This is a genomic window from Komagataeibacter xylinus NBRC 15237 (assembly GCF_001571345.1).
Lineage (GTDB): Bacteria > Pseudomonadota > Alphaproteobacteria > Acetobacterales > Acetobacteraceae > Komagataeibacter > Komagataeibacter xylinus.
The window spans coordinates 1-16371 of the sequence record NZ_BCTP01000054.1 but is presented as its reverse complement, the minus strand read 5'-3'; the positions used below and the strand labels follow the sequence as shown (position 1 = coordinate 16371).

Here is a 16371-nt window from a genome sequence, read left to right as displayed (position 1 = left end):
GGCACCCAAAAACTTTTATCATTAAAGACCTTAAGCGTTACTCGCCGCCGTTATCAGCAGGCTGGAACGGCATGACAGGGTATTTGCCGCTCTTGGCAATTTCCTCGGGGTCTTCCGTGGGGCCAGGCAGGTAAACGGTGGGCAGCACCTGGTTGAGGTAGGTCACGACCTGATCGCTGATATCGAGGCTATTATCATGCAAGGCGGCGGTGCCGGCCTGCAGCACCAGGTTCATGCCACGGGCGGCGGCAATGGCGCTGACGACCTGCTGCATTTCACGCTGCACCTGATTGAGGGCCACCTGCGCGTCTTCTTCAAGGATGCGGTTGCGATTGCCGAACTTGGTGCGGTCGGCCATCACGCGCTTCTGCAGGTCCTGCTGCTGCTCGGGCGTGGGTGCCTTGCCTGCCTTGATGATGGACTGGCGCAGCGCCTGCAACTGCGTGTCCTCGGCGCGTACGTCCTTGACCAACGCTTCGCGGCGGTTGCCCAGCTCGGTCTGCAGCTTCTGCACGGCAGTGGACTGCGCCATGATCTGCTGGGTGTTGAAGATGCCGATAACAGGCGCCGCGGGCTTGGTGCCAGCAGGCAGGGGCTTGAATTCCGGCACGGGCGGCATGGGCAGAATGGGGTTCTGCTGCTGGCCACCGGCGTCCTGCGCCATGGCAAGGGCCGGGGTCAGGGCAATAGCCAGCCCACAAAGCGCGCCACGCAGGCGGGCGTGTCCGGTCCGGGCCATAATGCTGCTCCGCATACCTGTCATTATCCGATCCATTATTGTTCCGCTATCGTGGTTTCTGCGTAGCGGATCGTATGGCGAAAGAACATCCCCGCACAGGCAGAAAAAGCGCCTTTGGCACGAAATGGCCAAACGAGGCCCCTATAGCCGCCAGATCAGTGGCGTATGTGACAGGAAAATAAGGCACAGCCCGCCCAGAAACAGGACCCTGAAGCCCCGGTTGGCGCCTTTTTCCAGCAATTCGTCCCGCGTTACGATCTGCATGAAAGAATCGGACAGCCTGACGCGTGCGTCATCGGGGAGGGCTGCGAGCCTGCCGCGCCACTCGGTGCGCTGGCGGGCCTGCTCGGTGTGGGAGATATTGGCCCGGCGGTACAGGCCATCCACGTATTCATCAAGGTCTTCGATGCGGAACATCGCCTTGCGGCCATGGCGCATGGCGGCATGCGGGCCTGCCCCCACCAGTCGCAGGCTACGGAGCCTGCGCGGCGTGATCCCGACATATTCCGCCGCCTCACGCATCGAGAGCATGCGCTTGAGGGGAAACATGTGGACCGTCGCCTGTTGCTCACCTATGGGGCCGGACGAGGGGGGCAGGGTCATGATGCCCTTGAAACTCGACCATCCCTTCCGGCCAAGTCAATGGGAATGTGGCGCGCGCCTGCCCGCCTTGGGCATATGACCCATGCAGCCCGCTTCTATGGGCCGGTCCCGTGCGGCTGTCTGGTAACATCAGGCTAGGTAATGCCCTGAAATGATAAAAGTTTTTGGGTGCCGGCCTTTTTTCAAAAGGCGGCGTTCTTTCGAAGCTTTTTGAAAAAAGCTTCACCAAAAACTTTCGTTATTTCTTATTAACGGTTTGTTTTCAAAAAACCCCTCTTAACGGCAGACCCGGCGGCTGCCATCGGCGGCGATGTAGGTGCCGGTCTGGGCATCGAAGCAGGCATTGGCCGCGCAACTGCTGGCAGTGGGCGTAACCTCGGGGTGGATTGTAGCGCCCATGGCATTGGCTTCCCGTGCTGCGTGGCCACAGAGCGGCGTATCGGCAGGGGCGGAAGGGTCGTTGGTCAGGATGGTGCCTTCATGCGGCGCGCCTTCCTCGCCCGTCAGGCCGGGGGCGAAGTCCTGTGGCGGGATGCGGCCCGGCGTGGCCGCGGGCCGGGCCGCCGCATGGGGAGCGGGTGCATTATGCGTGCAGGCGCCAAGCAGCAGGACTGCCAGTGTGGCGCAAAATCGTGAGCGTAAGGTCATGTGCAGTGCCCGTCTATGCATTACAGATCCAGTTGCCCCTGCGGGCCGGGCGTCGCTTCAAGGGGACGGGCTGCGACCGTGCCATCGGCAAAGGTCATGATCACCTCGGGCTCGACCCGTGCCTGCGCCGCCTGGGCCAGTGGTCGGCCCGCGCGGTCAGTCACCAGCACGTAGCCCCGCTCCAGCACCGCCTGGGGCGAGAGGGATTCAAGCTGCCCTGCGGCCCCCGCCAGCACGCTTTTGCTGGCCCGCAACTGCGACACCAGCACGGCGGGCGGCACGCGCAGGCGGCCAAGGGTGGCGGCGCGCCGATGCAGCAGGCTGCCCATGGCCTGCTGGCTGGCGGTGCCCACGCGGTTGAGTTCCGCGCGGCGCAGGGCCAGGATCATCTGGGGGGCGGGCAGGTGGTCAGAGGCGTTGCGCACCCGGTCGCGCAGGCGGCTCAGGCGGGCGGGCAGGGCAAGGTCAAGGCGGTAGGCGCGGTCATCAAGCCTGCGGCGGGCGTTTTCCACCACCGCAGGCAGGTCGGGCAGGCCCGCAGCGGCCCGGTCCAGCCGGGCGCGGGCCAGTTGCAGGCTACGTTCCAGCCCGCTGCGCAGCCGGACGGCACGCTGGGCCAGGCCTGCTTCAAGCTCGGCGCGCACCGGCACGGCCATCTCGGCCGCCGCCGTGGGCGTGGGGGCGCGCTGGTCGGATACGAAGTCGATCAGCGTGGTATCGGTCTCGTGCCCCACGGCGGAAATGACCGGAATGCGACATGCCGCTACCGCCCGCAGCACCTCTTCATCATTGAAGGCCATCAGGTCTTCCAGCGAGCCGCCGCCACGCGCCACGATCAGCACGTCAGGGCGGGGCACGCCGCTTTGGGGGCCAATCGCATCAAAACCTGCAATGGCATGGGCAATGCGCTCGGCAGCCCCTTCGCCCTGCACCGGCACCGGCCAGACCAGAACCGGCAGGGGAAAGCGCCGGGCGATGGTGGTGCGGATATCATGCAGCACGGCGCCCTGCGCCGATGTCACGACGCCAATCAGGCGCGGCAGGAAGGGCAGGGGGCGCTTGCGTTCGGCGTCAAACAGTCCCTCCTGTGCCAGCCGCAGGCGCAGGCGTTCAATCCGGGCCAGCAGTGCGCCTTCGCCCGCATATTCCAGCCGGTCGATTACCATCTGGTACGATGAGCGCTCGCCATAGGATGAAATCTTGCCCGTGGCGATGACTTCCACCCCGTTCTCCGGCTTCAGCCCCAGCCGCGAGACCGTGCCGCGCCACACCACCGAGGAGAGCTTGCCCCCTTCATCCTTGAGCGAGAAATACAGGTGGCCCGAAGGGTAGCGCTTGAATTCGGTAATCTCGCCGCGTACGCGGATGCGGCCAAACGTGCCCTCGAGCACGCGGCGGATGGCGCCTGAAATCTCGGCCACCGAAAATTCAGGCGTATTGCCGCCCATGGCGCGGCCGGAGTCGGGAAACTGTTCAACCATCCGCACAAGGTATGATAGAGACGGCCACCCCGAAAGGGCAGAGATGAAAAACGGGAGAAACAAGTGATGCGGGTGCTGCTGGTTGGATCAGGCGGACGGGAACATGCCATGGCCGCGGCCATGGCGCGCTCGCCGCGACTTGAGGCCCTGTTCATCGCGCCGGGCAACCCCGGCACTGCCGCACTGGGCACCAACTGCGCCGTGAAAGCCGATGACGTGGCGGGCCTGATCGCCCTGGCGCAGCAAGAGCGCATTGACCTTGTGGTGCCCGGCCCCGAGGCGCCCTTGGTGGCGGGCCTGGCCGATGCGTGCAAGGCGGCGGGCATTGCGTGCGCAGGCCCCACCCGGGCCGCCGCCGCCCTTGAGGGCAGCAAGACCTTCACCAAGGAAGTGTGTGACGCGGCAGGCATTCCCACCGCGCGGTGGGAACGCTTTGATGCAGCCGCGCCCGCGCTGGACTACGTGCGCCGCCACGGCGCGCCCGTGGTGGTCAAGGCGGACGGGTTGGCCGCGGGCAAGGGCGTGGTCGTGGCCCTGAGCGTGGCCGAGGCCGAGCAGGCCATTACCGACATGATGACCGATGGCACGCTGGGCCAGGCGGGCCACAGCGTGGTGATCGAGGATTGCCTTGTGGGCGACGAGGTCTCGCTCTTCGCCTTCTGCGCGGGTGAGACGGCGGTGCTGATCGGTGCGGCACAGGACCACAAGCGCATTGGCGACGGTGATACCGGCCCCAATACCGGCGGCATGGGCGCGGTCTCGCCGCCCACCGGCTTTGGCCGCGAACAGCAGGAAGCCGCCCTCGATGTGCTGGTCCGCCCCATGCTGCGCGAGATGGCCCGGCGCGGCACGCCGTTCACCGGCATCATCTTCGCGGGCCTGATGCTCACGAACGATGGCCCGCAACTGATCGAATACAACGTCCGCTTTGGTGACCCGGAGGCCGAGGCCCTGCTGATCCGGCTGGAAAGCGACCTGCTCACCGCGCTTGCTGGCGTGGCGAAGGGTGACCTTGCGGGCACGGATATCCGTTTTTCCGGCCAGTCTTCCATCAGTGTCATCATGGCGGCGAAGGGGTATCCCGGCAGGCCGGTCACCGGCGGCGTGATCCGTAACCTCGCGGCAGCCGGGGCGCTGCCCGATGTGCATGTGTTTCAGGCAGGTACGAAGCGTGATGACGCGGGTGAACTCGTGGCCGCCGGAGGCCGCGTGCTGGCCGTATGCGCCACGGGCGATACACTGGCGCAGGCCCGTGCGCGGGCCTATGAGGCCGTGGGGCTGATCGACTGGCCTGACGGCATCTACCGCCATGATATTGGCCAGCGTGCGCTCGCGGCACAGGAAAAAATGGGTAAGGAATAAAAGTTCCGGGTATCGCCTTTTTTCAAAAAGGCGACGTCTTTCGAAGCTTTTAAAAAAAAGCTTCACCAAAAACTTTTCCATGATTTGCACGATGCTGGGTGGATAGCCTTTTCAGGCCGCCTTCTGCCCCGGCGGATTGAGAGGCAGGGCAGTCCCGGATATTGTTTACATAACAGAACATTTTTTCTTCCCGCCCTGAAAAGCTCCTGCCATGCCCCCCCAACCAAAACCTGTCCTGACCGAAGGCGAAGGCCTGCATGGCGCGGCCCGCGTGCGTGCCGTGACCGCCATCGCCCTTGCGGTGCTGCTGGCCCTGCTTGATTACGCCATCGCCAACGTGGCGCTGCCCACGATTGCGGCGGATATTCATGTCTCGCCCGCCGCGTCGGTCTGGATCGTCAATGCCTACCAGCTTGCCTCCGTGGTCTCGCTGCTGCCCATGGCGGCGCTGGGCACGCGCATCGGCTTTGCATGGCTGTGCCAGATCGGGCTGGCGCTGCTGACCGTGGCCTCGCTGTTCTGCGCCATGTCGCATTCATTGCTCATGCTCTCGCTGGCGCGCGCGGTGCAGGGCGTGGGCGGCGCGTGCATCATGAGTGTCAGCATCGCGCTGATCCGCTTCATCTATCCGCATGCCATCATCGGGCGCGGCATTGCGCTCAACGGGCTGATGGTGGCCCTTGGCGTGGGCGGCGGGCCGACCGTGGCCTCGATCATCCTGTCATTTGCCACATGGCCGTGGCTGTTCCTCATCAACATTCCCCTGGGGGCCACGGCCCTCGTGCTGGCGCTGGTGTCGCTGCCGCGCACGCCGGTCAGTCCCGGCTCGTTCGATGGCGTGAGCGCGGTGCTCAACGTGGTGGCGTTTGGCGCGCTGATCATGGCCGGTGATTCCGTGGCCCACCATGCGGGCGCGGCCCAGGTGGCGGGCCTGCTGGTGGCCGGTATTGCGGCGGGCGTGCTGCTGGTGCGCCGCCAGCACGGGCAGACGCACCCCATGTTCCCCATCGACATGCTGCGCATTCCCGCCTTTCGCATTGGCACGCTGGTGGGGTTCGTGGCCTTTGTCGCCTCCAACCTGTTCATGATCTCGTTTCCGTTCACGTTGCAGTCGATGTTGCATTATCCGCCCGCAACCGTGGGCCTGCTCATGACACCGTGGCCGGTGGGAATCATGGCGGTCTCGCCGCTCATCAGCCGCCTGAGCGACAGGGTGCCTGCGGCCATCCTGTCCTCGGTGGGGCTGTTCATGACCTCGATGGGGTTCCTGGCGCTGTACCTGCTCCCGCCTGATCCGGGCTGGTTCAATATTGCCTGGCGCATCATGCTGGCGGGCATGGGGTTTGGCATCTTCCAGCCGCCCAATAACCGGGTGATGATGGTAACGGCGCCGCCGGGGCGCTCGGGCGGGGCTTCGGGCATGGTGCAGATTGCCCGGCAGTGCGGGCAGGCGACCGGGGCCATGTGCGTGGCCATGGCCTTTGGCCTGATTGCCCATGGCGCGGAACGCGACTGCCTGGGCTTTGGCGCGGTCGTGGCCATGACCGGCGCGCTGTGCAGCGCTACCCGCCTGATCTGGCGGCCCGCGACGCGATGATGAAAAGATAAAGGTTTTTGGTGAAGCTTTTTTCAAAAAGCTTCAGGGAACGCCGCTTTTTTGAAAAAAGGCGGCATCCGGAAAATTTTGTTTTTCAGGCCAGCAGGTCAGCTGTCACGGCACCCGTCGCGGCAATGGCATCGGCTGCCGAAAGGCGCACCAGATAGCCGCGCTTGCCCCCGTTGATGATGACATAAGGCTGGTCCAGCGCCTCGCGCGCAAGGGCCGTGCGCACGCGTTTGCGCTGGCCAAACGGGCTGATGCCGCCTACGCGGAAGCCCGTGCTGCGCTCGGCATTGGCGGGCGGCATCATCTCCGCCGATTTGCCGCCGAAGGCCGCGGCCACCTTTTTCATGCTCAGGCTGGCTGCCACCGGCACCACCACGCAGGCTGGTTTGCCATCGACAAGCACCATCAGCGTCTTGAACACGCGCTCGGGGTTCTCGCCTATGGCGGCTGCGGCGTGGTTGCCGGTCTGGCCTGCGGTGGGGTCGTATTCATATTCCACCACTTCGAAGGTGATGCCTGCCTTCTGCAGGGCGGCTGTACCCGGCGTTGCCTTGGTGCTCATGCCACGAACTCCTGCAGGTCAGGCGTTATGTACTGGCCCTGCGGCTGGGGGCCGGGCTGGCACAGCCTTGCGATATGGGGCGCAATGTCGTGGGGCGTGGGCAGGCTGGCCATGTCGAGCGCGGGCATGGCCAGCCTGCGCAGGCGGGTGGCGACGGGGCCGGGTTCAAACAGGTTGATGCGCAGCGGGCTGGCCGTGGGCAGTTCGCGCACCCATGTGCTCACAATGGCCTCCTGCGCCGCCCGCGTGGCGGCGACCAGCCCCCAGAAGGGTGCGGGCTGGCAGGCATGCCGGTCGGTCAGGAATACCGCACGGCCCGCAGGCGCGCGCTCAAGCAGGGGGGCAAGCGTGCGGATCAGCCGCCATGTGGTGAGCGGGCCGGTTTGCAGCGCGCGCTCCCAGTCCTTGGGTTGCAGGTGCGCCAGCGGCGAGAGCATGCCCAGCGTGCCCGCGCAGTGCACCACGCAGTCCAGCCGCCCGAAGCCGGCCGCGATGGAAGGGCCGAGCGTGTCGAGCTTTTCGCCATCGGTCAGGTCAAGCGGCAGCAGGGTGGCGCTGTGGCCGGTGTGCTGGCGGATCTGGTCATCCGCCTGTTCCAGCCCGCCCTGCGTGCGCGCGGTCAGGATGCAGCGCATGCCCGCGCGCGCCAGTGCAATGGCCACCGCCTGCCCGATGCCCCGGCTGGCGCCGGTTACGAGCGCCACCGGGGCATCGGCCATGGTGGCGGGGTTGGTCATGCGGGTTCAGGGTGGTGTTCGGCCTCGTAATCCACCAGTTCGATCGGGTAGTCGCCGGTAAAGCAGGCATCGCAGTAGCGGTTGGCGGCACTCTTGCGGTCCTTGTAGCCAAGCGCGCGGTACAGCCCGTCAAACGAGATGAAGGCGAGGCTGTCCACGCCGATCAGCCTGGCCATTTCCTCAACATTGTGCTGGGCGGCCAGCAACTGGCTGCGCTCGGGCGTGTCGATGCCGTAGAAGCACGAATGCGTGGTGGGCGGCGAGGAGATGCGCATATGCACTTCCTTCGCACCGGCCGCGCGCACCATGTCCACGATCTTGCGCGAGGTCGTGCCGCGCACGATGGAGTCATCGACCAGCACCACGCGCTTGCCATCAAGCACCGGGCGGTTGGTGGAATGCTTCATCTTGACGCCAAGGTTGCGGATCTGGTCGGTCGGCTCGATGAAGGTGCGGCCCACGTAATGGTTGCGGATGATGCCAAGCTCGAAGGGAATGCCGCTCTCGGTGGCAAAGCCCATGGCCGAGGGCACGCCGGAATCGGGCACCGGCACGATCACGTCGGCCTCGACGGCGCTTTCACGCGCCAGTTCCACGCCGATCTGCTTGCGGGTGTCATATACCGCGCGGCCATCCATGACCGAATCGGGGCGGGCGAAATAGATGTATTCAAACACGCAGAAACGCGACTGCGTGTTGTTGAACGGTCGCACCGAGCGGATGCCCTCGTCATTGATGATGACGATCTCGCCCGGTTCCACGTCACGCACGAACTCGGCGCCCACGATGTCGAGCGCGCAGGTCTCGCTGGCCAGCACCCAGGCGCCTTCCGTGCCGTCTTCCTCGCGGATGCGGCCCAGGATCAGCGGGCGCACGCCCAGCGGGTCGCGCACGCCAATCAGTTCATCACGCGACAGCACGATCAGCGAATACGCGCCAAGCACCTGCTTGAGCGCATCGATCAGCCGGTCAACCACGTTGGAATAGAGCGAGATGGCGATGAGGTGGATGAACACCTCGCTATCGGTGGTGGACTGGAAGATGCAGCCGCGCCGCACCAGCGCCTTGCGCAGGGTCTCGGCATTGGTCAGGTTGCCGTTATGGGCCACCGCCAGCCCGCCAAACTCGAAATCGGCAAACAGCGGCTGCACGTTGCGGATCAGCGTCGCACCCGTGGTGGCGTAGCGGTTGTGGCCCACCGCGCAACTACCGGGCAGGGTGGCCATGACGCGGGCATCGCCAAACACGTCGCCCACCAGCCCCAGCCCCTTGTGGGTGTGGAAGCGCTCGCCATCATAGGACACGATGCCGCTGGCTTCCTGCCCGCGATGCTGGAGCGCATGCAGGCCAAGGGCGGTCAGCGCGGAGGCATCCTTGGTGTTCCATACGCCAAAGACCCCACATTCCTCATGCGGCTTGTCATCGTCATGGCGCCACTGGGCGGCGATGTCATCGCGCTCGTGCTGGGTGGGCGGGTTACCGGATGTGGTGTGCAGGCTGGTGCGGGACATGGTGGGCGATCTTTCCTTGACGGACGGGGCGGCGGAGACCGACGATAAGGTTCAGATGGGCGCGTCATGCCGCGTCCCGGCGGGTTGCGCAAGATGCGCGGGGAAGTTATCGGGCGCGTGAGCGTGAAGATAGGTCACGCTGTTGCCGATAAGGGGCATGATCTGGCTGGTACGCATCACCTCGGGCCATTCATTGGCGGGCACGAGGGCGGTAATGCCCGCATAGATCAGCACAAGGCACACATAACCCCGCACCAGCCCGAACAGCAGGCCAAGCACGCGGTCCAGTCCAGACAGGATGGACCCCTGCACCGCCCGACCCGATAGATGGGCAGTGGTGGTGAAAATGACAAGAAGGGCCAGGAACAGCACCGCAAACGAGGCAAACGAGGCCAGCATGTGGTTGCTGATCCATTGCGTGGCGTAGGGCATCAGCGCGCCGTACCATGCCACGGCCAGGATGGTGGCCATGACCCAGGCGGCAAGGCCAAGCACCTCGCGTGAGAAGCCGCGCACAATGCCCACCACCCCCGACAGCCCGGCAATGGCGAGGGCCGTGATGTCAATCCAGTTCATGCGTGCCCGGCCGGGGCAGGCCCCACGGGCACGTAACAGGCATGGACCCGGTCCATCTTATCGCGACATTCCCTGCTGTTCCGCCTGCGGCCAGCTTATGCCACCCGCATGCCGCAGCGGCTAGGCCAAAAAACGGTTCGTTGCGATTTCGTGTCGTTATGGGGCGCCTGCCGCTCAGGGCAGCTTGGTGGTGCGGATCTTCCATGGCCGCCTGCGCGCGCGGGTGGGGGCGGAGGTGCGCTCGGCGGTGTTGAGTGCCAGCAGCAGGTTGCCCATGCGGGTGCGGCGGTCGATCTCGGTCCAGACATCCTCGGGGTCGATGCCGGCCGCTGCCCAGACCTGCAGCAGGTGGGTCAGTACATCGGCGCTGTGTTCCACCAGTCCCGCGTGGTCAGCGGTCATGAGGTCCATCACGCATTGCTCGGCGGCACAGGTAAAGGCGCGCCCCGCGTGGCGCGTGGCGCGGTTGTTGTCCTGGGCTGCGGAAGGGGCTGCCGTGTGCAGCCGCGCCAGCAGGCGGCCGAGCGCGTGGTCGGCGCCCGGCGCATCAGCGGGTGTGGATGGCGTGTGGCGGGGGCGAAACATAATGCAATGATGGGCACCATTTTCCGCACCGGTCAACACGTCCCGCAGGGCTGCGGGACGCCGTTTTTATCAGATCGAGAAATACTTCGCGTGTGGGTTGAAAATGACCAGCGCCGAGGTGGACTGCTCGGGGTGGAGCTGGAAGCCATCGGTGAGCGAAACCCCGATCTTTTGTGCATCGAGCAGCTTGAGGATCGGCTCCTGCTCCTCAAGCCGGGGGCAGGCGGGGTAGCCAAACGAGTAGCGCGAGCCGCGATAGCCCTGCTGGAGCAGTTTTGCCATGTCGCGGTCATCCTCGGCAGCGAAGCCCATCTCGGCGCGGATGCGCTTGTGGGTGTATTCCGCCATGGCTTCCGCCATCTCGACCGACAGGCCATGCAGGTAGAGGTAATCCTTGTAGCGATCGGCCTCGAACCATTCCCGTGCGCGGTCGGAGGCATCCTGCCCCACGGTCACCACCTGCAGGCCGATCACGTCGCGCTGTTTGTCATCAATGTCGCGCACGAAGTCGGCAATGCAGGCGCCATCCGCGCGGGGCTGGCGGGGCAGGGTGAAGCGGGCGGCCTCGGTGGTGCCGTCCTCACCAAACAGCACGAGGTCGTTGCCCTCGCCCGCCGCCTTCCAGTAGCCGTAGCTGGCCTTGGGGTGCAAAATGTCCTGCTCGGCGCACAGGGCCAGCATGTGGCGCAGCACCGGGCGCAGTTCCTTGCGCGCCCAGACCATGAAGTCATCAAGCGAGCGGCCCTGTTTGCGGAAGCCCCACTGGAACTGGTACAGCGAGCGCTCATTGAGGAACGGCAGCACCGCCTCCGGTGTTGCTTCAAGCACGCGCGGACCCCAGAAGGGCGGGGTCAGAACGGGTTCATCGGCTGTCAGCTTCTCGCGCCGGGCGCGGGCGGCGGCTATGTCCACCGGGCCGAAGCCCCGGTTTTCCGCAGCCTCGAGATCCTGCGTGCGGTTGGTGCGCGTGGCCTTGCCCGCGCGGCGGGACTGGATGGCGGCGAGGTAGGTGTCGAACTCGCCCTGCGCCACCTTGTCCATCAGTGAGAGGCCATCGAACGCATCACGCGCATAGGCCACGCGCCCGCCCTCGCCATAGGCTGCGGTGCAGTCCTCTTCCACATAGTTGCGGGTCAGCGCGGCACCGCCGAGCATGACCGGCACGTCCACGCCCTGCCGGTTCATTTCCTCAAGGTTTTCGCGCATGATGACGGTAGACTTGACCAGCAGGCCCGACATGCCGATCGCATCGGCCTTGTGCTCGCGGGCTGCCGCAATCATGTCGGCCACCGGCACCTTGATGCCGAGATTGATGACCCGGTAGCCGTTATTGGTCAGGATGATATCGACAAGGTTCTTGCCGATGTCATGCACGTCGCCCTTGACCGTGGCCAGCACCATGGTGCCACGGGCCTGCCCCTCGCTGCGCTCCATGTGCGGCTCCAGCCACGCCACGGCGGCCTTCATCGTCTCGGCGGATTGCAGCACGAAGGGAAGCTGCATCTTGCCCGCGCCAAACAGTTCGCCCACCACCTTCATGCCATCGAGCAGCACGGTGTTGATGATATCGAGCGGGGCCATGTCGCGCATGGCTTCCGCCAGATCGTCTTCCAGCCCCTTGCGGTCGCCATCGACAATGCGGTCCTTGAGCCGCTCGGGCGCGGTCTCGGCGCGGGCTTTCTTGACTGCGTCGGCGGCCTTGCGGTCGGCGAAGATTTCGAGCATGCGCTGCAGCGGGTCGTAGCCCTCGGCGCGGCGGTCGAAGATCAGGTCCTCGGCCACCTTCACTTCCTCGGCGGCGATGAGGTGCAGCGGGCGGATTTTCGAGACATGCACGATCGCCGCCGTCATGCCCGCGCGCACCGCGTGGTCAAGGAACACCGAGTTCAGCACCGCGCGCGCGGCCGGGTTAAGGCCAAACGAGATGTTCGACAGCCCCAGCACGATCTGGATATCGGGGAAGCGCTCGCGGATGAGGCGGATGCCCTCCAGCGTCCATTCGCCCAGCTTGCGGTCATCTTCCGTGCCGGTGCCGATGGTAAACGTGAGCGGGTCGATCATCAGGTCGGATTGCGGCAGGCCGTGCTTTTCACAGGCAAACTCGACCAGGCGGGTGGCAATGCGCAGCTTGTCTTCCGCCGTCTTGGCCATGCCCACTTCATCAATGGTCAGGGCGATGACGGAGGCGCCGAATTTGCGTGCGAGCAGCATGCGCTCGTTGGCAATGGCTTCCCCATCCTCGAAGTTGATGGAGTTGATGATGGGCTTGCCGCCATGCAGCTTCAGGGCGGCCTCGATCACCGGCGTCTCGGTGGAATCGATGACCAGCGGCGCGTTGACCGAGGAGGTGAAGCGGGTGATGACCGCGTTCATCTCGCGCATTTCGTCACGGCCGACGAAGGCGGTGCAGATGTCGAGCGCGTTCGAGCCTTCGGCCACCTGCTCGCGGCCCAGCGCCACACAGCCATCCCAGTCGCCGGCTTCCTGCAACTGCCGCCATTTTTTCGACCCGTTGGCGTTGCAGCGCTCGCCGATCGAGAAATAGCTGTTCTCCTGCCGTAGCGGCACCTGCGAATACAGGCTGGCGACCGAGGGAATCCACACCGGCTTGCGGGCCACCGGGGCGGGGCGGATGCGGCCCGTGCCCTCGGCGCGACGGCGCAGCATCTGGTCGAGCGCCTGCGTGTGGGGCGTGGAGGTGCCGCAGCAGCCGCCGATCAGGTTCAGGCCGTCCTCGGTAATGAAGCGGTCCACCCAGCTTGCCATTTCGGCGGGGGTAAGCGGGTAGTGGGTGGTGCCGTTGACCAGTTCAGGCAGGCCCGCATTGGGCTGGACCGAGATCAGGCCGGGCCAGTTCTCGCTCAGCCAGCGCACGTGCTCGGCCATTTCCTGCGGGCCGGTGGCGCAGTTCAGGCCCATCAGCGGCACATCGAGCGCGTTGATGACCGTGGCGGCTGCCGCAATGTCGGGGCCGACGAGCAGCGTGCCCGTGGTCTCGACCGTAACCTGCACGAAAATGGGGGTATCAACACCCATCTCGGCGCGTGCGATCTTGGCTGCGTTCACGGCGGCCTTGATCTGGAGTGTGTCCTGGCATGTCTCGATGAGGAAGCAGTCCACGCCGCCCTCGATCAGGCCGCGGCACTGCTCGGTCAGGCCCGCTTCGAGCGTGTCGTAGTCGATATTGCCCAGCGAAGGCAGCTTGGTGCCCGGCCCGATGGAGCCCACCACATAGCGGTGGCGGCCATCGGCAAAGGTCTCGGCGGCTTCACGCGCCAGGTGGCCTGCGGTGCGGTTGATCTCGCGCGCGCGGTCCGCCAGCCCGAATTCGGCCAGGGTGATGGGCGAGCCGCCAAAGCTGTTGGTTTCCACCATGTCGGCCCCGGCCTCGAAGTAGCCACGGTGGATTTCACGCACCAGTTCGGGGCGCGAGAGATTGAGGATTTCGGTGCAGTTTTCCTGCCCCCAGTAATCACGTTCGACCTCAAGGTCCAGAAGCTGGACGCGCGAACCCATCCCGCCGTCACACAGCAGGACCTGGTCGCGGAGGGCATCGAGAAGGTGGGGGCGAGTGGTCATGGTTATCCTGAAATCCTGATAAATGCCGGGCAAAAGCCAGTGTTTGCCGCGGTTTTCCAGCACGGTCTGTCCGGGCCGGGCTTGCATATGGATTGGTCCGGTGCCTTTTATTCCCCGAACTTTCCGCTGGTGTCCAGCATCATTGGCTCAAATGGAAAAACGCCACAGGCCCGGAGTGACGAGACGTGGAGCATGCCATAATGACGGATGGGCGCATCGCGCTGGAATTTCTGGCGGCGGGTACGTCTTTGACCCCCCGTGCCGATACGCTGCTGCTGGTGAGTGATGGCTGCGCGCCTGACCCGGCTGAAGGCTGGGCAGGCGTGGTAATGGTGCGTTCCACACCGACCGCTTTCGCGCAGCACGCGGCGGGCTGCCTGTGCTGTACCCCACGCGGGGGGCTGGCCGGGGTGCTGGGTGAAATTTTTCGCCAGCGCGCGACGGGTGGCCAGAAATGGTTCACCCGCGTGGCCGTGGTGCCGCCGCCCGGGCAGCAGGCGGCATGGCGTGCCGATGTGGCGCAAGATGTGCTGGCGCAGGCACGGTTTTGCCTGAAATGAAATCAGTTTTGCATCATATTTCTGATGACGCCGGAAAATTTTGGATATTGTCCGCAGAAGATTTTATGGATTTTGAACGGATGTCTTCGATTAACAGTTCCCATATGGCCCGATCCGGTCAAAAGTTATGGACTGCAGGCTTATCATAAGAAGCCATGCAGTTCATTGGATTATTCAAGAGGGTTAATAGGTGTCTGGTCAGTTGAAATTGTTCTGCAAAGATAGACATTTATTTTATGAATATCTATTTTCCAAGTACTTTTAATTTTTTGCTTATCTGATCAAAATCTTGACCCTTATCACAAGCGTTCGATACTTTATAAAGGCAGATATTTTTTTTACAAGCGACCGTTTGGGCCTCGGGATTATATTCTTTAAATGATTCCGTGCCTATTACGTGACTGTACATTCCTGCATGATCGGATAAATCGTTAATAGAGTCGAATAAATATAGTGGAACTCCTTTTTTCATATAAGTGTATCCACCAAAATCTGCCCAATTCACTTCGCTGTACAACAAAGCTAATCCACATATATATGTTTGTTTGGATGCGATTTTTTCTATTTTTATATAAACTTGCTTTTCTTTGATTTCTTTTTCGTAGCCGCTATGAAAAACAATAAGGCAGCACAAAACAACCAAATAAACAGAATTTATAAATTTTATATTTTTTTCAACTTGAACGTAATATACTAATCCCGCAAGCGCTGTAAAAATTAGAAGTGGTATCGAGGGATATATAAAGGATATTTCCTTATGTGATATGCAGGAATGATAAAACAATATACATATAGACATAAAAAATGGAAATGCGCATGAAGATATGCCTTTTTTACAAAGAATAAAAATAGCAATCGATGCGCAGCCCCAAAGACCAATATACTGCATTACAAAATATAATTTTGACTCTTTGCCAAAGTTGTTGGCGATTCCTAATGTAGAATTCATATAATAATTTTTTATTATTGACTGAAATGGATAATCTAATGTTTCATAATCAATAATTCCAAGAATAATAATTGGAATCAGGAAAGAAAATATTACTGGATATACTGTCCGTAATCCACCTTTCCAAGATAGGAACAGCAGTCCAAAAAATGCAGCCGGCATGAACTGAAAGCGGATGGCAGCGCCTAATCCAAACAAAAAACCACACAATAACAATAATATATAGGGTTTCTGGTTGGGATTGTCCTTACATTGTCCCAATATGATCGAACCAAGAATGGTGGCCATTGCGATTATGTTGCCACCAAAATATTCTCCAAGCGGTCGTGGGCCTGCATTGGCAACATCAGGCCACAAAGCCATTCCTAACCCGCACAACCATGCACCTTGCCTGCCACCGAGGCGCCAGCCAGCCCATACGCTCAGTGCCACCAAGGGCAGGGAGAGAAAGCAGAATATGGAACGCACGAATTCGGCTGAAAAACCCAAACCGAATGTAGCCGAAATTTTTAATAGTCCTGCTATAAAGCCGGGAACTAGCCATGAGCGTATCCCGTCACGCCACTCCCATGTAACAACACCGTGACCTGAAACGGCACGCAATGCGGGCTCAAAATATTGATAGATTTCATCAGATCTTAAGGACGCTGGAAAAAATATACTAATAAGTATGCGGACGGCGAATGCGATAGCAAGGCACCAGCCTAAAGGCGCGACCCACTCTGTATCCGTTTTTTTTTGCAAAGACATTGTAAAGATTTTTCCTGCTCGATTCAGGTGGATAAAAGACGATGGTCACAACTTGACGGCGGCGAGATTGAGAAAGAATTTTTACGTTTCGTGAGAATGGGTGGCGATGCGTTGGAACTTCTT

14 protein-coding genes are annotated in these 16371 nt (G+C 62.4%); 3 read left to right on the top strand and 11 right to left on the bottom strand.

The features are described 5' to 3' along the window. Positions 1–37: 37 nt before the first annotated feature. The 4 genes from GXY01S_RS14585 to xseA form a co-directional block, all read right to left on the bottom strand. Complete coding sequence (locus GXY01S_RS14585) at positions 38–754, bottom strand: OmpH family outer membrane protein (protein WP_061276258.1); 717 nt, start codon at positions 752–754, stop codon at positions 38–40. Between the two features lie 126 nt (positions 755–880). Beyond that, positions 881–1288 carry a helix-turn-helix domain-containing protein gene (locus tag GXY01S_RS14580; protein WP_061276255.1) on the bottom strand — a complete coding sequence of 136 codons (408 nt, stop codon included), beginning with the start codon at positions 1286–1288 and terminating at the stop codon, positions 881–883. A gap of 330 nt (positions 1289–1618) precedes the next feature. Then, complete coding sequence (locus GXY01S_RS14575) at positions 1619–1990, bottom strand: BA14K family protein (protein ID WP_061276253.1); 372 nt, start codon at positions 1988–1990, stop codon at positions 1619–1621. A 20-nt stretch (positions 1991–2010) separates the two neighbouring features. Then, positions 2011–3471, bottom strand: a complete 1461-nt coding sequence (xseA, locus tag GXY01S_RS14570) for an exodeoxyribonuclease VII large subunit (protein ID WP_061276251.1) — start codon at positions 3469–3471, stop codon at positions 2011–2013. 66 nt (positions 3472–3537) lie between these two features. Here xseA and purD point away from each other — a divergent pair, with 66 nt between their 5' ends. Together purD and GXY01S_RS14560 are read left to right on the top strand one after the other, a co-directional pair. Next, positions 3538–4833, top strand: a complete 1296-nt coding sequence (gene purD, locus GXY01S_RS14565) for a phosphoribosylamine--glycine ligase (RefSeq protein ID WP_061276249.1) — start codon at positions 3538–3540, stop codon at positions 4831–4833. A gap of 211 nt (positions 4834–5044) precedes the next feature. Next, positions 5045–6430, top strand: a complete 1386-nt coding sequence (locus tag GXY01S_RS14560) for an MFS transporter (RefSeq protein WP_061276247.1) — start codon at positions 5045–5047, stop codon at positions 6428–6430. Between the two features lie 94 nt (positions 6431–6524). On the opposite strand, the gene ybaK is transcribed toward GXY01S_RS14560, so the two are convergent. The 6 genes from ybaK to metH form a co-directional block, all read right to left on the bottom strand. Beyond that, positions 6525–7001, bottom strand: a complete 477-nt coding sequence (ybaK, locus tag GXY01S_RS14555) for a Cys-tRNA(Pro) deacylase (RefSeq protein ID WP_061276246.1) — start codon at positions 6999–7001, stop codon at positions 6525–6527. Next, positions 6998–7738: an SDR family NAD(P)-dependent oxidoreductase gene (locus GXY01S_RS14550; RefSeq protein ID WP_061276244.1), complete on the bottom strand. Its 741-nt coding sequence runs from the start codon at positions 7736–7738 to the stop codon at positions 6998–7000. The genes ybaK and GXY01S_RS14550 overlap by 4 nt, the downstream gene beginning before the upstream one ends. Beyond that, complete coding sequence (gene purF, locus GXY01S_RS14545; RefSeq protein ID WP_061276242.1) at positions 7735–9249, bottom strand: amidophosphoribosyltransferase; 1515 nt, start codon at positions 9247–9249, stop codon at positions 7735–7737. The genes GXY01S_RS14550 and purF overlap by 4 nt, the downstream gene beginning before the upstream one ends. Positions 9250–9300: 51 nt before the next feature. Then, positions 9301–9825: a CvpA family protein gene (locus tag GXY01S_RS14540; protein ID WP_061276240.1), complete on the bottom strand. Its 525-nt coding sequence runs from the start codon at positions 9823–9825 to the stop codon at positions 9301–9303. Positions 9826–9999: 174 nt separating this feature from the next. After that, entirely contained in the window at positions 10000–10410 is a 411-nt protein-coding gene (locus GXY01S_RS14535; RefSeq protein WP_061276238.1) for a phosphoribosyl-ATP pyrophosphatase, read from the bottom strand. Between the two features lie 69 nt (positions 10411–10479). Further along, on the bottom strand, positions 10480–13989 hold the full coding sequence (gene metH, locus GXY01S_RS14530) for a methionine synthase (protein ID WP_061276260.1): 3510 nt from the start codon (positions 13987–13989) through the stop codon (positions 10480–10482). A gap of 185 nt (positions 13990–14174) precedes the next feature. On the opposite strand from metH, the gene GXY01S_RS14525 reads away from it, so the two are divergent. Beyond that, complete coding sequence (locus tag GXY01S_RS14525) at positions 14175–14549, top strand: hypothetical protein (RefSeq protein ID WP_146222766.1); 375 nt, start codon at positions 14175–14177, stop codon at positions 14547–14549. A 244-nt stretch (positions 14550–14793) separates the two neighbouring features. Here the strand turns inward: GXY01S_RS14525 and GXY01S_RS17405 are convergent, their stop codons facing one another. Then, positions 14794–16248: a glycosyltransferase family protein gene (locus GXY01S_RS17405; protein ID WP_082770900.1), complete on the bottom strand. Its 1455-nt coding sequence runs from the start codon at positions 16246–16248 to the stop codon at positions 14794–14796. Positions 16249–16371: the final 123 nt, after the last annotated feature.

Excerpts from the sequence above, each read along its gene's own strand:
- GXY01S_RS14585 (WP_061276258.1), bottom strand. The coding sequence starts at position 754 with ATGCGGAGCAGCATTATGGCCCGGACCGGACACGCCCGCCTGCGTGGC.
- GXY01S_RS14580 (WP_061276255.1), bottom strand. The coding sequence starts at position 1,288 with ATGTTTCCCCTCAAGCGCATGCTCTCGATGCGTGAGGCGGCGGAATAT.
- GXY01S_RS14575 (WP_061276253.1), bottom strand. The coding sequence starts at position 1,990 with ATGACCTTACGCTCACGATTTTGCGCCACACTGGCAGTCCTGCTGCTT.
- xseA (WP_061276251.1), bottom strand. The coding sequence starts at position 3,471 with ATGGTTGAACAGTTTCCCGACTCCGGCCGCGCCATGGGCGGCAATACG.
- purD (WP_061276249.1), top strand. The coding sequence starts at position 3,538 with ATGCGGGTGCTGCTGGTTGGATCAGGCGGACGGGAACATGCCATGGCC.
- GXY01S_RS14560 (WP_061276247.1), top strand. The coding sequence starts at position 5,045 with ATGCCCCCCCAACCAAAACCTGTCCTGACCGAAGGCGAAGGCCTGCAT.
- ybaK (WP_061276246.1), bottom strand. The coding sequence starts at position 7,001 with ATGAGCACCAAGGCAACGCCGGGTACAGCCGCCCTGCAGAAGGCAGGC.
- GXY01S_RS14550 (WP_061276244.1), bottom strand. The coding sequence starts at position 7,738 with ATGACCAACCCCGCCACCATGGCCGATGCCCCGGTGGCGCTCGTAACC.
- purF (WP_061276242.1), bottom strand. The coding sequence starts at position 9,249 with ATGTCCCGCACCAGCCTGCACACCACATCCGGTAACCCGCCCACCCAG.
- GXY01S_RS14540 (WP_061276240.1), bottom strand. The coding sequence starts at position 9,825 with ATGAACTGGATTGACATCACGGCCCTCGCCATTGCCGGGCTGTCGGGG.
- GXY01S_RS14535 (WP_061276238.1), bottom strand. The coding sequence starts at position 10,410 with ATGTTTCGCCCCCGCCACACGCCATCCACACCCGCTGATGCGCCGGGC.
- metH (WP_061276260.1), bottom strand. The coding sequence starts at position 13,989 with ATGACCACTCGCCCCCACCTTCTCGATGCCCTCCGCGACCAGGTCCTG.
- GXY01S_RS17405 (WP_082770900.1), bottom strand. The coding sequence starts at position 16,248 with ATGTCTTTGCAAAAAAAAACGGATACAGAGTGGGTCGCGCCTTTAGGC.